The sequence below is a fragment of the Acidithiobacillus sp. TH-A36 genome (genome assembly GCF_057473445.1).
On the sequence record NZ_JBYCKP010000410.1, the window covers coordinates 1 to 14952 of the forward strand.

At 53.1% G+C, this 14952-nt stretch carries 11 protein-coding genes; 4 read left to right on the plus strand and 7 right to left on the minus strand.

Features of this window, described 5'->3' with window-relative positions; all coding sequences use genetic code 11:
* The first annotated feature begins 109 nt into the window (after positions 1 to 109).
* Complete coding sequence (locus tag AC2VLY_RS10755; RefSeq protein ID WP_486922252.1) at positions 110 to 709, plus strand: YidH family protein; 600 nt, start codon at positions 110 to 112, stop codon at positions 707 to 709.
* Here the strand turns inward: AC2VLY_RS10755 and AC2VLY_RS10760 are convergent.
* The 5 genes from AC2VLY_RS10760 to AC2VLY_RS10780 all read right to left on the minus strand — a co-directional run bounded on the left by AC2VLY_RS10760 (position 693) and on the right by AC2VLY_RS10780 (position 8318).
* Positions 693 to 3767 carry an efflux RND transporter permease subunit gene (locus tag AC2VLY_RS10760; RefSeq protein WP_486922253.1) on the minus strand — a complete coding sequence of 1025 codons (3075 nt, stop codon included), beginning with the start codon at positions 3765 to 3767 and terminating at the stop codon, positions 693 to 695. The two genes, AC2VLY_RS10755 and AC2VLY_RS10760, sit on opposite strands and share 17 nt — an antisense overlap.
* Positions 3764 to 4780: an efflux RND transporter periplasmic adaptor subunit gene (locus AC2VLY_RS10765; RefSeq protein WP_486922254.1), complete on the minus strand. Its 1017-nt coding sequence runs from the start codon at positions 4778 to 4780 to the stop codon at positions 3764 to 3766. The genes AC2VLY_RS10760 and AC2VLY_RS10765 overlap by 4 nt, the downstream gene beginning before the upstream one ends.
* Positions 4781 to 4806: 26 nt before the next feature.
* A complete protein-coding gene (locus tag AC2VLY_RS10770) occupies positions 4807 to 6123 on the minus strand; it encodes a TolC family protein (RefSeq protein ID WP_486922255.1) in 1317 nt (438 codons plus the stop codon).
* 100 nt (positions 6124 to 6223) lie between these two features.
* Positions 6224 to 7666 carry a heavy metal sensor histidine kinase gene (locus AC2VLY_RS10775; protein ID WP_486894009.1) on the minus strand — a complete coding sequence of 481 codons (1443 nt, stop codon included), beginning with the start codon at positions 7664 to 7666 and terminating at the stop codon, positions 6224 to 6226.
* On the minus strand, positions 7644 to 8318 hold the full coding sequence (locus tag AC2VLY_RS10780; protein WP_486922256.1) for a heavy metal response regulator transcription factor: 675 nt from the start codon (positions 8316 to 8318) through the stop codon (positions 7644 to 7646). Before AC2VLY_RS10780 ends, AC2VLY_RS10775 begins: the two co-directional genes overlap by 23 nt.
* A 190-nt stretch (positions 8319 to 8508) precedes the next feature.
* Here AC2VLY_RS10780 and AC2VLY_RS10785 point away from each other — a divergent pair, with 190 nt between their 5' ends.
* Entirely contained in the window at positions 8509 to 9450 is a 942-nt protein-coding gene (locus tag AC2VLY_RS10785; RefSeq protein WP_486922257.1) for a hypothetical protein, read from the plus strand.
* A gap of 10 nt (positions 9451 to 9460) precedes the next feature.
* On the opposite strand, the gene AC2VLY_RS10790 is transcribed toward AC2VLY_RS10785, so the two are convergent.
* Both AC2VLY_RS10790 and AC2VLY_RS10795 read right to left on the minus strand, forming a co-directional pair.
* A complete protein-coding gene (locus tag AC2VLY_RS10790) occupies positions 9461 to 11086 on the minus strand; it encodes a multicopper oxidase family protein (RefSeq protein WP_486894003.1) in 1626 nt (541 codons plus the stop codon).
* An 83-nt stretch (positions 11087 to 11169) separates the two neighbouring features.
* Positions 11170 to 11994 (minus strand): winged helix-turn-helix domain-containing protein, encoded by an 825-nt coding sequence (locus AC2VLY_RS10795; protein ID WP_486922258.1) that lies wholly within the window; start codon positions 11992 to 11994, stop codon positions 11170 to 11172.
* 315 nt (positions 11995 to 12309) lie between these two features.
* Between AC2VLY_RS10795 and AC2VLY_RS10800 the strand changes: the two genes are divergently transcribed.
* On the plus strand, positions 12310 to 14652 hold the full coding sequence (locus AC2VLY_RS10800) for a TonB-dependent receptor (RefSeq protein WP_193649629.1): 2343 nt from the start codon (positions 12310 to 12312) through the stop codon (positions 14650 to 14652).
* 81 nt (positions 14653 to 14733) lie between these two features.
* Positions 14734 to 14952: hypothetical protein (locus tag AC2VLY_RS10805; RefSeq protein ID WP_486893999.1), on the plus strand; the 219-nt coding region annotated here is incomplete at its 3' end.

Below are 14952 nucleotides of genomic sequence, written 5' to 3' on the forward strand. Positions count from 1 at the left end.
TGCTCCCTAGATAAGAATGGAATCATGACCATAATCCAAAGGCTCGCCGGATAATATGCTTCTGCTAAAGCACCTGCCCACTGTGCGTGAGCCCAGGCTTTACCTGAGCATGGAAAGAACTTACCTGTCTTACTTGAAATTTCTGTTTATAGCTTTTGGTACAGGTATTCTTTCCAAAAAAATGATCTTGTTACTGGCTGCTTTACATTTTTATGGGCTGATTCCTTTTTTTCAGGACTTGTATAAGCTTTTGACCTGGCCAGTGCTGATCTTGTTATTTATGGTTTTTTATTTTTTTGTGCGTGATCTGCGCTATATCAATCGTGGTGCCCCGGTCACTGCCAAAGAAATTCAGGATCCACGTATTTATTTTTCGGCGGAGCGCACTTTTCTTTCATGGATCAGAACCGGGATCAGTATTGTGATTTTCGGTTTTGTGATGGAAAAGTTCGATTTTTTTCTGACCAAGCTGGCGCTGATGATGCACCGGGTGATTACGTTGCATGCGAGTTTCTCAGGAATGAGCATTATTTTCCTGGTATTGGGGATTATCAATATTGCTGTCGGGCTTGGTGGATTTCTGCTGACTGTTTACCAGGTGGAACATGGTGCCTATCATCCCCACCACAAATTATACTTGTTTTATGGTTCATCCTTGTTGGTCTGTTTGTCATTATTGAGTTATTTGCTGATCAGGCTTTCGATTTGAGTGAATCTGACTGTTGCGTCATCAAAGCGCTATACAGTACGGGAGCCAACCACAAGGACATGAATATCGAGAGTAGCAATCCACCCATGACCGCAATGGCCAGAGGCTTCAGTAAATCAGTGCCATGACCAATGCCAATGGCCAGAGGTAAAAAACCGAAAACATCCGCGAGCATGGTCATGAGGATGGGACGCAGGCGTTGTCGCGCTGCAAAAGCCACCAAAGCCGGGCGGGGATGGGCACTCCCGAGTTGGCGGGCGCGTGCAAAAATCAGAATGACATTGTTGACGGCAATGGCAAAAACCAGCAATACACCCAGAAAAGCCGTACTGTCGAGTTCCAATCCACAAATCCACAATAAAAGCAGGGAGCCGGGTGCTGCCAAGGCGATGGAAAGAAGCGCCGCCACAGCAGCGCGTTGACTGCTGAACTGAAATCCCAGCAGGATCAGCAGTAAACCCAGTGCACCGGCGAGAATCAGCGCCATCTGCTGAAAGCTTTGCCGCTGTTGTCGATAGTAACCCCCCAGTACCGGGGTGATGTTGCCGGGCAAGTGCATTTGGGTGATGACTTTGTTGGCCTGACGGGCAGCCTGGGCCAGACCTTCTCCCGGTTTTGGTTGTAACCACATGTAGGCATCAGGCACCAGATTCTGATGCGTCACAAAGGGAATGGCACCTTGAATGTGCAGGGAGGCAATGCTGGAAAGAGCCGTCATGCTTCCATCAGGTAGCTGGATAGGCAGCGCGGACAAGGTCTGCGGGGTCTGGGGCTGCCCCACCAGTTTAACGCGAATCGGCAGTATTTGTTCGCCATGCAGCAAAAAACCCGCTTGTCTTCCCCAGAAACGGGTCTTGAGCTGATCGGCAATGCCCGGCGGGGTAATGCCATAAAGTGCAGCCATGGGCGTGGGGGTGATTTCCAACTCAGGCCCTGCCGATGGGGACTTGAAGTTAACTGATGAAAAATCATGACTGTTTTTCAGGGCGGTAGCCAGCCGTACGCCTTCACCACGCAAAACGCTGGAATCGGAGCCGAACAGATAAACTACCAACGGGGCGTGTGCGCCCGAGAGGTTTCCCAGACGGACAATCATGGTCTGATGCAAAGACAGTCCGATCAGATTGGGGGCCATGCTGCGGTATTGTTTGCGCAGTTCTGCCATTACGGTTTCGGTGCTGTCGTGATGATCCGGTTTGAGGACAATGGTGATGGCACCTTTGTTGGCGGGTGCATGACGGAACTCGAAACCACGACCGACCATGAGGGACGCCCGCTGTACGTTGGGATTGTGCAGTGCCGCCTGCATGAAAGCGCGGCCGATCCGGGTGGTTTCGGCAACGCTGCTGCCCACCTGGGTGCGATAGGGTACAGAAATAATGCCTTCATCCCAGTGCGGGAGAAAAGCGGTCGGCAGGACCGTGAGTGCCAGTCCGGCGGCCCCTGCCAGTATGGCGACGGGTAAAATGGCCCAATAAGGGCGGCGCATCCCGGCGATGAGCCATTGACTGTAGTGCCGGCGCACCCAGCGCTCCGCCTGATGCAAACGGCGGGAAGGTGAGGTTACGCGACCGGCGAGCCATGCTGTCAGAATCGGTGTGACCAGCAAGGCCACCAGTTGTGATGCCAGGAGGGCAATGACGATGGCCAATGCCATATGGCGGAACAGCAGCCCCAGGGTGCCGGACAAGAAGAGCAGGGGCAGAAATACCAGACAGGAGGTAAGGGTGGCGAGAGTCATCAATGGTAAGATGTCGGCGCTGCGGCGCAACGCTAACTGGCGACGCTGCGAAGCTTTACCCTGCAGGCCATGGAGACCGCGTTCGACGACGACGATGGCATGGTCCACCAAAGCACCAATGGCTGCGGTTATGCCACCCAGGGTCATGATATTCAGGCCATATCCGAGCATGTGCAGGACCAGGAAAGTGGCAGCCAGGGCCAGAGGTACTACGGCCAAAGTCGCCAGCGCTCCGTCCAAACGTCCTAAAAAGGCCAATACGACCAGCCAGGCAATCAGGCTGCCGAGTCCCAGGGCAATCCAGACATCGCGCAGGCTGTGACTGATCAGGTGACTGAGATCATAAATGGGTACCAGATGGACGCCCGGGGGGAGATGTTTGCGCAGATTGTTCAGACGTGTTTGCACGGCCTGGGCGACGGTGACGTCATTGGCACCCGACTGTGCAAGTACGTCAATGATCAGGGCGTGCTGATAACCGGGTACGGCTGCTTCACTCAGCAGCGGGGGCGGCCCGGTATGCACCTGACCCAGGGCGCCCAAGGCCAGCGGAGTGCGGGCACCGGAAGCATCGGGTGGCCCCAGTGGCAGGGTCAAGGCGGCCAAGGTCTGATCGTTTTCAGGCCGCGCTGTTGTCGCCAGAATCAACTGCTGATGATAGGCGTGCAGAACCCCGGAAAAAAATGGACCTTGGGCGGATTGCAAGGCGTTGATGACCTGCCGGGCACTGAGGTGATGCTGCGCTAACCGTGCCGGATCCAGGTCCACATGCACCTGCGGCCAGCCGCGACCGGTGCCCTGCACCTGATAGACCCCGGGAATGGACAGCAGAGCCGGTCGTATCTTGAAGGCAAAAGTGGGCATCATTGCCGAACTGCTCTGCCGATTGGACACCAGCGCATATTCAGCAAATGGATAGGTATAGGGTGCCATGCGGATCACCCGCAGTTGCGCACCGGCGGGCAGGCGGTATTGCGCCAGGCGTGCCTGCAGCATCAGGTATGCGGTTTGCGGGTTGGTTCCTGGTTCAAAATATATATTGAGCTTGCTCAGGCCGTTACCGGTTTGCGAGCGGACCAGACGCACCCCTGGCTGACCTTTTGCCAGCGCTTCGAGTGGTTTGGTTACCTCCACTTCCATGAACTTGACGGGTAGGCTGCCGTCATTGACGAGGACCGCCACTCTTGGAAAATTGACATTCGGAAAGACGCTTTCCGGGAGATTCTGCAGGGCAAACCAGCCTGCACCCAGCAATAATAAGGCGCTGAGTAAGATGCTGAAGCGATTGTTCCAGAGAAAATGCAGATACGTCCTCATGGTTGTTGCTCTTGTACCGGGGTGCCACTGAGCAAACGATCATTGGCGCTGACGATGACCTGATCGCCGGTTCGCAGAGCGCCCTGTACCCAACTTTGCCCGGCCTGACGGGCAACAATATGTACGGGAACAGCCATGGCCTTGCCCTTGCGGATGACAAACACTTCGATCTGTGCGGCATGCATCACCACAGCGGCGGTAGGAATCTGGAAGGCCTGGCCTTGAACTTGCTGGACTTCTGCCTGCAGCCATTCGCCGGGCAACGCCCGGCTTTGTGCCGGCAGATCAATATAGATGGACACCAGTCCCAGATGGCGGGCGCTTTGTCCTATGGAACGGATCTGTCCCAGGCCGTGCCAGTCTGCACCGTGCAGAACGACGGTGCTTCCGGGGCGTAAGTTGCGGGCGAGGGAGGGGGTGACATAGGCCTGTGCCCAGGGTTTTCCGCGACCATCCAGGGTCGCAATGGCGGTTCCGAAATTGACCACAGCCCCTGCCGGAACCAGATAATGCAGGCTGCCTGCAAAGGGCGCGCTGAGGATTTGTTGAGCGGCCTGCGCCCGTAAAATGCGCAGATGAGATTGCGCCTCTGCCAGCGTCAAACGACTGGTTGCGACAATTTGTTGGGCAATGACGCCATCATGATACAATTTCTGATCGCGCAAATACTGACCTTGAGAAAAGGCGATCTGTTTTTGGGCAGTCTGGATGCTGCTCTGCAGCCCGGGTGACGCGATTCTGGCGACAATGGCTCCGGTTTTTACAGGCCCATCGGGGAGCAGCGGACCGAGGACGCGTCCGGTAACAGGTGCTGTCAAAGTGGCGGCACCATTACTTTCAACCCGGGCCAGCAGGGCGCTTTGCTGAATGGCAGCACTTACCCTGACCGGAGCCGCCCGCACGGATATGGCAGCTCCCCAGGCGTTATGAACGCTCAAGAGGAGCAGAACGCCTGAAAAAATGCTGAAGCAGTAAGGTAGCGATGCCCGGTAAAAATTCGGTAAAAATTGCATGCCGTCAAGCTTCCTTGAGTGGATTGTCATGAGGATGCACGCTGTCCCGGCAGGATACCGCTGTCCAGCATCAGTTGCGTGCGACTTAAACGGGCGCGAATCATCGCGTTGGTAGCCTGCAACTGAGCCTGAACCCAGGCATCTTCAGCTTGTTGCAAGGCTAATGCGCTCTCGGCACCGGCAAGATAGCCCTTGCGGGTCATGTCGTACACCGCCTGAGCACTGTACTCGATTTCTCCGGCATTTTTCAGGGCAATGCTGGCCGCCCGGGCGGCCCCGGCGTCCTGTTCCAGACGGCTGCGTATCTGCATTTGCAGAGCCGATTTAGCTGACTGCAATGCCGCAACCTGTTCCCGGGCTGCCGCAATCTGATCGCGGTTGCGACCAAAGCCAAAAATGGGCATCTGCAGGCTGAGGCCGGCTTGCCAACCTAACTGCGCACTATGCGGTATGGTCGCAGTATCGACTCCGTAAGCGGCGTTGGCACTGAATACCGGTAAGCGGGCACTTTGATGGAATTGCAATTGGGCGTGTGCCGCCTGAATTTGCGCATCAGCCGCCCGAAGCAAGGGTTGTGCCTGCATGGCCCGACTCTGGAATTTGGATAAATCCGGTAACGGCTTGAGTGGGCCGCTGACTTTTGCCAGTGGTGGTAAATGGCCTCCAAGCCCGGTTTGCAAGGCCAGAACCTGGCGTATGGCCACACTTTGGGCCAGGGTTTGTTTCAGCTTGCTCTGGATGCGCAACAGGTTCAGTTGTGCCTGCTTCAGCGCCAGGCGGGAACGGGTACCGGCGGCATAACCATCCCGGGTGGCTTGAAATACTTGCGTGGCAGCAACGAGGGCGCGTCGCCAGATGGCGATCATATTATTACTCAGAGCCAGCCGGTAATAGGTCATACTTACTTGTGCGGCCACTGCCAGCTGGGTTTGCAGCAGGTGAAAGCGTTCAACAGTGACCTGATCTTTGCCCAGTTTGCTGAGTGCACGGGTTTGCGGCGCATAAATGGGAACATTCAAACGGATTTGCCCCAGCATTTCCCGTGCGCCATTGGCACTGACAAAAACGGGCTGGCCGGCGCGGGACTGGGTCCAGATGGTGGCCGCATTCAGGGAAAGCGCGGGTAGCAGTCGGGCTTCGGCACTGCGACTGAGATCTTGTTGCGCTTCCAGTTGGCGCCGGCTTGCCTGAACGGTCGCCTGATTATGCAGGGCGCTGTTAATAGCCTGGTTGAGCGTCAGAGGGGCCGCATGGGCGCCAATCGATATGCAGCCCAAGCTTAAAGCCAGTAGCCAATTTTTGGCAGCAGACTGACGATTATTCGGTATAAATTGAAAAAGCATTTTTCTCGACTATCTGTAAAATGTATTTATGAATGGGGACGGTTTTTTTATTATGACATTAGCTGCATGTCCAGAAGATGACCGCAAGATGACCAAATCGTCATCTTATGTTGTCACCATTGTTATCCTTAGAAATTATCGGGAAAGATAAAATGGCCGTCGTCCCTTTTCCGGCAACGCTTTTTAAGCGGATCTTACCCCCATGCAGATGCACGATGGATTGTACAATGGCCAGTCCCAGCCCCGTTCCCTGTCCACGCCGCATGCGTGCAGCATCTGCGCTGTAAAAACGGTCAAATACCCGGTCAATATCTGCATCGGCGATGCCCGATCCGGTATCGCTAACAATCAGTTGGACCTGCTCGCGGGACTGTTCACAATAAATCCGGATGCTGCCACCTGCTGGCGTGTGGCGCAGGGCATTACTCAGCAGATTACTGACAGCGCGGCGCAGGAGATCAGAATTTGCAGTGATGGATCCCTGAGCATTATTGTGCAGGGTAACCTGCTGTTCATCCGCCATTGCCTGATAAAAACTGCAAAGAGAAGCCATTTCCTGATGAATGTCCAGCTGCTGCTTATCCAGTGCGTTATGATCCTGTTCTGCCCGGGCCAGAAACAAAAGGGCATCTATCATGCGCGACAAGCGTTCATATTCATCCATGGCGGAGGCGATACAGGCCTGGTATTCCGGGACACTACGGGTTCTGGAAAGCGCCAGTTCGCCCTCACCGCGTAAAATATGGATGGGCGTGCGCAACTCATGGGCAATGTCTGCCGAGAAGCGGGAAATCCTGGCAAAGGAGTCTTCCAGCCTTTCCAGCAACTGGTCAAAATTTTCGGCCAATGTGGCGAGTTCACTGGGCCAGTTATCTCCAGCAATGCGCCGATGCAACTGGCTGGCGCTCAGTTCGTCCACCAGGCTGGCCAACTGATGGACGGGCCGCAAGCCACGCCAGGCAATCAAATATCCAGCCAGTATCGCGATGAATAACGCCAAAACAATGGATAGTGCGAGCGCGTAACGATAAAAAGCCAGAAAGTGTTCACGTTCGCTGGTGCGGATAGCCACATAAATGATACTGGCTGGCTGGCCTGCAAAGCGTTGCGCCATCACTTGAAAATGTTCATGCTTTTTAACTTTCCAGTGCCATTGTTGGGGCTCGAAAGCCTTGGGTTTGCGGTCAAAGGGCTTGTTGCTGTCGAGGAGGGGATTATCACTGCGACCCCGGGCAATAATGCCCTCCTGTGACCGGCTTACCCAGATGTATACCCCGCGAATGGTATTGGACTCCATCTGTATTTCATGAATCAGTTCGGAAAAGTGATCGGTGCTGTTGCGCATGGCCGTATGTATGGCATGGATTTTACTGATGAGAATCTGGCTGTCGGCCGCACGCAGTTGTTCAGCCAGAATCCAGTACAGGGCAGCACCCGCTACCGCAATCAGGATGGTGCTCAACAGGGCGTACCAGAGGGTGAGCCGGACCGCCATGGAGCGCCCCGGACGCTTTAAGATTTTAATGACGTAGTTCAAGAACATAGCCAACCCCTCGTAAAGTATGGATCAATTTGTCCGGAAAGGGATCGTCCACTTTTCGGCGCAGGCGGCGAATGGCAACGTCCACAACATTACTATCACTTTCAAAATGCATATCCCAGACCTGCTCGGCAATGCGGGTGCGGGTCAGCACTTCGCCGGGAAAGCGCATGAGGTAGGCCAGCAGGCGGAATTCCTGAGGAGCCAGGTTGATGGGGGTGGCGGCACGCCAGATTTTGTGGCGAAGCAGGTCCAGTTTCAGATCGGCGTAATGAATGGTCTCTTCCGTACGCACATGACTACGCCGCAGAATGCTGTGAATCCTGGCCAGCAATTCCGAAAAAGCAAAGGGTTTCACCAGGTAGTCGTCCGCTCCCAGGCGCAAGCCCTCAACGCGTTGGGCTACGGCATCCAGAGCGGTCAGCAGAATGACGGCCTGATCAGGATGCCGTTTGCGGATTTCCTGGAGAACCCACCAGCCGTCTCGCCGGGGTAGCATCAGATCGAGGACTATCACCTCATATTCGCCTATTTCGGCAAGATGCTGGCCATCTACACCATTATCGGCAAGATCCGCTACATGACCCAGCTCACTGAATCCTTTTTTGAGAAAGGCAGCCGTTTTAGCTTCATCTTCAATAACCAGAATTTTCATGGGAGAAAGCCGAAATCAGTCAAACATAATGTTGGGAAAATACGCTGTATTAATCCTCTTAACAACTTTCCTGCGGATAAGAGCGGAAAGCCGGATATTTCATAATAAGTCATTTTTTGACCTTTTGGAGAATATGCATACAATGAATCCTCTTTTAATGGTCCTATTCCGAGATGCTATGAAATCCTCAATGTCCATGGAACATAAACGCCGATTGGCTTTTGGCCTTGTACGTATCATTTTCGGCCTGATCTGGCTGATCAACACCTGGTTACAGTTTAATCCAGCCTATACAGCCCACTTTCTGGGGAGCTTTAACGCGGACTGGGTGAGTGGACAACCTGACTGGATCAGCCAGTATGGACATTGGATGGCTGATCTCGTTCAGCACATAGGGCCAAATGTTGTGGCTTATGGAACAGTAGGGCTGGATGCCATCCTTGCGGTTTCCCTGATTACCGGTCTGGGCTTGCCTTTTCTGGCCGGGGTAGGGGTGCTGTACAACCTCTGGCTCTGGAGTACGGTGGGTGGTTTTGGCGGACCCTATACCCAAGGGGCCACAGATCCGGGCACGGCGATTATCTATGCCCTGTGCTTTGTTTATGTGATCTGGTCCCGAAGTTGGGAAGGTCTGAGTTTGAGCAAGAGTCCGCATAAGCCTTTGTATGCCCCGGCCATGCACACTGCCCGTATTCTCTTTGGGCTGCTTTGGGCTTTTGATGCATTCTGGAAGTGGCAACCCTATTTTCTGCACAATGCCGTGACTTATCTGCAGCAGGCACTTCCGGGAGAGCCCGCCTGGATTGCTGCCTACATTTCCTTGGTGATTGCCGTGATCAATCTGGCTGGGCCGGTGCTCTTCGGCTATGTCGCCGCCATCATGGAAAGTATCATTGCTTTTTTCCTGCTCATCGGACGGGGTCTGCGCTGGATTATTCCTGTGGGTATTGCCTACAGTTTCGGGGTATGGACGACGGCGGAGGGCTGGGGAGCGCCTTATCTGCCCGGCAGTACGGCCAATAAAGGCGATGTGCTGGGTACCACCAACATTTACATCATCGCCTTCCTGTTCCTGGCGGCCTGGGTGTATTTCACTCCACGGGCCCAGCGCATGGGCGACGGCGATGCGTGAAGCCGCCTGATCAGCTCACGGTAAACTGCCCCATCATGCCATTGTCCTCATGCTCCAGCATGTGGCAATGGTACATATATGGGAAGTCGTCGGGGGCGGGCTGTCCATAGTGGGCGATAAAACGTATGGTTTCAGTACGACGGATCAGCAAGGTGTCTTTCCAGCCTGTTTCATAAGCAGGGGGCGCCTTGCCATTGCGGGACAGAATCTGGAATGAGGTGCCATGAACATGAAAAGTGTGGGCCATCTCCGCATCGTTGAAGACCTCCCAGATTTCCGTGCTTCCCAGACGCAGACGCTGATTGATGACCTGCATGTCCATGTACTGATTGTTGATGGAAAACAGCGGTTGGCGACCGACCCCCATAGACATGTGCGCCGGACCGTTATGCAGAGCGGTCTGCAGAGCCCTTTGGGCGAGAGACATTTTGTCCATAGGCATGCCCCTGAGCTCGAAACGGCGCGACGGCGCATCCGCCTGCAGGGTGGGGATGGCTACCAGGTGATCAGGCAAGCGTCCTGCTGAGCCTGTGGCAGAACCGACATGCATTTCCAGTAGATCAAAACTGCTGCGATCAAAATGGTCACTGTCCATGGGATGCAGGCTCAATTCGGGAACCACCGCCGCAGAATCGCTGCGTAACGCCAATGTATTCCCTGCAAGTGAGCGCAAATCGAGGAGGATTTCGGCGCGTTCTGCAGGTGCCAGAAGTAATCTCTGCACCTTCACCGGCGCTTCGAGATAGCCGGCATCGCTGGCAATGACATAAAACGCCCGATCTCCACTCAGGGCAAAATTGTAAAGGCGGGCATTGGAGGCATTGAGCAGGCGTAATCTGACCCACTGTGCCGGAACATGCAGGACGGGAGATTCGCGACCATTGATGAGAAAGCGGTTGCCCTTCATCCCCATGACGTCCATGGCCTGAGGCATGTAAACCAGTTTGCCCTGCGCATCGAGCAGACGGTCCTGGACGATAACCGGAATGTCATCTATCCCCCAATGGTGGGGGAGACCCAGTCGCCGATCGGTGCCGTCCTCCACCAGATACAGACCCGCCAGCCCCCCGTATACATGCGGTCCGGTTCTGCCGGCAGGGTGAGGATGATACCAGAGAGTGGCTTCGGGCTGATCAATCGTATAGCCGTAGGTCCATGTTTTTCCAGGCAGGATGAGGCTTTGCGGACCACCATCCATGGTTCCGGGCACGTGCGCGCCATGCCAGTGGGTGGTCGTGCTCTGATCAAGATGATTGTGCACATACAGCCGCAGCGGCTGTCCTCGGGGGATGCGCAGGGCAGGTCCTAAAACAGCGCCGTTATAACCCCAGGTGGCCGTTTTGAGACCATCACTCAAAACGGAATGACCATCCGCCATGTGCAAGTGAAATTCCCGAACCTTGTCGCGCCCCATGACTCCCGTATATACCGGCGGAATGGGTAGTGCGCCGGAAAACAGCGGCTTGGGTAATGGCGAGGATTTGCTGTGAACCCCGGCCATATTCATGCCACTCATATTCATGGCCACGGCAGACGGCAGAGAAAGGAGCGCTGCAGTGCCGGCACCATAAGTCAGAAACTGACGCCGGGACATGTGAGACGCAGAGGATGGTCTGGCGTTGGCGGGTTTGGTCATGGCAGGCGTTCCCTGGTGGGTATGATTGACCGTGGAACCATAACATTGGAGTTGGCTTGAGGGTCAACACTCTGCCGATCTTGCTAATCCATGATGTGTATTTTGGGGCCGCTATAGCGATACCCGAATCCCGGAACGGTTTCCATCCAGTGATGTAAACCGGTATGTTCAAACAGGCGCCTGAGCCGATATATTTTTACGACCAGCGTGTTAGGGGCAATAAATACTTTTTTGCCATTTTTCAGTGCTTGTGTAAGTTGCTGATAAGACAATGCTTCGCCGGGATTCTGGACCATGCAGCAGAAGAGGGCGTACAAATTGCTGGGGAGATATATTTTTTGATCATCGATATTGACTATCCGCGCCTTATGATTGATCGATATGTGCGTGGATTTGATCCGCTCTGCTGCGCTGCAGTCTGATGATGGAACCGGTTCCAGCAACCTGTACAGATAGGCCAGGAGAGGCGCCGTACCCAGGCTCCAGGGAATAAAAGTCTGGGCTCCGGAGTGAATGGCATCTTCGGCAAGGCTGCCCAGAAGCGCATTGTGCGCCTCGGCCATGACCAAAAATGGCAGATCGGATCCATAGTTTTTTTGCAAGACCAGGAGTAACTCCCTGATTTCATCATTCCAGCCATTGGTGATGAGGACGGGCCTGTTTGAATGATTCAGCAGTTTTTCGCAATCCAGAGCGGATGTTACCGTCTGAACTATATAAGCGGTATGAAGATTTATGCTTTGCAACAGTCTGGATTCATGGTGATCTCTTTGCGGTGATAACACGACAATATCCGGATCACTTTTGAACATTCTTTTTGTTGTGGGCATATGTAGCCAGGCCAGTCCTTCCACCACAATCCAGTGCAGATGGGCGGAAATGAAGGGGATTATAGAGGGTAAAAACATGTGTATGGTCCTGCAATGTTCAGATAAACCAGTCGGTGTGTGCACACTTTTTGAATCCATACATGGTAGCTTGGTAATATGACATTATTATGACAATCTGCTCTCCCCTGCTTGCTTCTGAAAAGATGCGGGAACCATCTGCCATGATAAGGGCATTTTTTAAGGTGTTCTTCCGGGTGTGCATGATGAAAATGGTCATAATATCGTCATCAAATTGTCATCTGTTTGACATATTCTCCTGATAGATTGTGCGGCTGCAAAACCAGGGGCTGACTCAGTCCTTAACGCCTACATAAAACAGGGAGAAACAAAATCATGAGTAAATCCGTATCATTACGTCCTTTGGTGTTGGCCCTCGTGGCTGGTGGTGTGTTGTTGACGGCTACCAGTGTCATGGCAGATACCATCACTGCTGCCACGGTAAGCAGTCAGGACAACGCAGCGGTGAATGTGGGAGAGGTCAATGCGGCCGCTGCTTCTCAATCCTTTCTGGGTAGCAGAGGAGTACATTCATTAACCCAGAAACATCGTTTTGACTCCGGTCAGTCCATAAAGGTATTGGGTAAACAACAAATTGCAGCTGCAGGACCGGTGGGCGGCAGTGCTCAGGCATTAGCCTACGCACCAGGCGTAAATGTGACGGGATACGGAAATACCGGCTCCACCAAAACATCCATCAGTGTCAATGGAATCAGTCAGGGCTGGGGTGGTTTTGGCGGGAGTGTCATAGATGCCGGTAACCTCTCGGTGACTTTTGATGGCGTTCCCATGGTCAATCCGTCCACTGGTCTTTGGGAAAGTCCGCAAGTCCCACAAACGGGAATTTTACAGGGGATCGGTATCACCTACGGGCCGGGTAATCCGGTGAACCGCTGGTATAACAACATTGGCGGCCAAATCGCCTTTGTCCCTTTGCAGCCAACGGCACAGCCGGGCGCCAGTATCAAGATGACCTACGGAAGCTATAATTCCAAGAATATTGTGTTCAATGTCCGCACCGGCAGCATAGACGGGTGGTCAACCATTATGGCGGGTGGTGCAGGATCCAGTAACAGTTACCGGCAAAGCCCCGATGGATTCGCGAATCCCAGTTACAATTATGCCTGGTTTCTGAAAACCAAAAAAACCTATACGGATGGGAATTTTTCATTGGGGGCCTATCTGGCCAAGGGGTCGGGATACCGTCCGGTTCCGGTTCCGGTCAACCCTATTGCCGGCGTTACTTATACCGGTGCCGCAACGGGACCATTATATAGCCAGAAAACTACCGGGTTTTATTCGTCCATTCCCTTTGATATCTGGAACAAGGATGACAGCAACACGACCTGGTTGATTTACAGCAAGCTGAATCAGAAGCTGGATAAAACCTTTGCTTTGCACAATATGATCTGGTATCGCTACGGCCATCGCTTGCATCAGCATTATAATAATTACGGCTTGAGTAATCCCAGCAATCTCTATGAATACAATAATCCTCATGACAGCGTGTACGGGGACAAGCTATGGATTTCCGCCAAGCTTCCCTACAATGATGTCAGCTTCGGCGGCTTCTTTCTGAACAGCCAATATAATACCAAAAACGCTTTTTATAATCCGGCGGATGGTGGTTCTCTTGCGCTTCCCAATCATTCCTATCGGAATGATATTTTTAGCCAGACGGACCTGGCGGCATTTGTGCAGGATCGCATCAGCCCCATGCATAATCTGCATATTACTCCGGGGGTGCGCTTTATCAATTATCAGACCCAATATACGCAGGGGGCAGATATACCCGGAGCAACAGGCACCAATCAGGGCAAGCTGCCTGCTTCCAATAAAAGCTTTACCAAAGTGGAACCCTCGGTGGATTTCAACTGGAAGCCGCTGCAGTGGTTGGCGGTATTTGCAAGTTATGCCCAGGCCTACAAAGAACCGCAGGTTGGCGGTGGTGGTGGTCTCTACCAGAGTATCCGGCCGGTGTATAACCTTGAACATAGTGCGGATTATAATGCCGGCATAAAATTGCATTTTAATGATGCGGATTATCTGCACCATTTCTTCGCCATGTTCAGTTTTTATCATCTGCATTTCAGCAACCAGTTTGTTGCTGCCTATGATGCTAATGGAAATTATCTGGGGGACGCTGATGGTGACTCCATTTACCAGGGTGTAAACATCGCTCTGGAAGATGATCCCCTCTATAATGTGCATGTTTTTGCCAACCTGAATTTCGAGAAAGCCACTTTTGCACACTATACGACGGGTGGCGTCAGTTATCAGGGCTTGCCGGTATCCAATGTTCCCGAAAGTACGTTTAACATTGGTGCCAAATATCGCTATTTTCTGGATGGTATCCTGATGTCGCCCAGCATCTGGTACACCTATACTGGTGCCCAGAACATGTGGAATAACAATACTGTTATGCCCAGCAGTCAGAAAATACCTGCCTATGACACGCTGAACCTCGGATTGGAAAGTGTCATTTCTACGCGTGGGTCGGTACCTCTGCTGAAAGACGTGAAGCTCAACCTGGATATGCTGAATGTGACCAACAATCATTATAATCCGTTTGAGTACGTTACTTCCGGTGGTTTGCTCGGTGGAAATTCGCAAGGACAGGTGCTGGCTCTCCCCGGAGCCCCGTTTACCGTCTATGGAAGTATTTCTGCTGATTTCTAAAACCTCTGCACAGCGGGGATGGAAATTTATCCATCCTCGTTTAGTGATTTTTTACGGAATAATTTCAGGGAAACCATTCATATGAAAAAAACCGCACTAGCCAGATATGTGCTTTCGGTAATGACCATTTTTTTGCTATTTTTGGGGGTTGCCAATGCCGGAACAAGCACATTCAAACTGATCAAAGTTATTCCATTGCCGACCACGGATCAAGGTGGCGATGCAGTCAGTTATGATCCTTCCAATCATTGTGTTTATGTATCCATGGGAAAGACCAATGCCGGTGGCGTGGTCATCAAT

Coding starts and splice junctions, on each gene's coding strand:
- AC2VLY_RS10755 (WP_486922252.1), top strand. CDS start 110: ATGGAAAGAACTTACCTGTCTTACTTGAAATTTCTGTTTATAGCTTTT.
- AC2VLY_RS10760 (WP_486922253.1), bottom strand. CDS start 3,767: ATGAGGACGTATCTGCATTTTCTCTGGAACAATCGCTTCAGCATCTTA.
- AC2VLY_RS10765 (WP_486922254.1), bottom strand. CDS start 4,780: ATGCAATTTTTACCGAATTTTTACCGGGCATCGCTACCTTACTGCTTC.
- AC2VLY_RS10770 (WP_486922255.1), bottom strand. CDS start 6,123: ATGCTTTTTCAATTTATACCGAATAATCGTCAGTCTGCTGCCAAAAAT.
- AC2VLY_RS10775 (WP_486894009.1), bottom strand. CDS start 7,666: ATGTTCTTGAACTACGTCATTAAAATCTTAAAGCGTCCGGGGCGCTCC.
- AC2VLY_RS10780 (WP_486922256.1), bottom strand. CDS start 8,318: ATGAAAATTCTGGTTATTGAAGATGAAGCTAAAACGGCTGCCTTTCTC.
- AC2VLY_RS10785 (WP_486922257.1), top strand. CDS start 8,509: ATGTCCATGGAACATAAACGCCGATTGGCTTTTGGCCTTGTACGTATC.
- AC2VLY_RS10790 (WP_486894003.1), bottom strand. CDS start 11,086: ATGACCAAACCCGCCAACGCCAGACCATCCTCTGCGTCTCACATGTCC.
- AC2VLY_RS10795 (WP_486922258.1), bottom strand. CDS start 11,994: ATGTTTTTACCCTCTATAATCCCCTTCATTTCCGCCCATCTGCACTGG.
- AC2VLY_RS10800 (WP_193649629.1), top strand. CDS start 12,310: ATGAGTAAATCCGTATCATTACGTCCTTTGGTGTTGGCCCTCGTGGCT.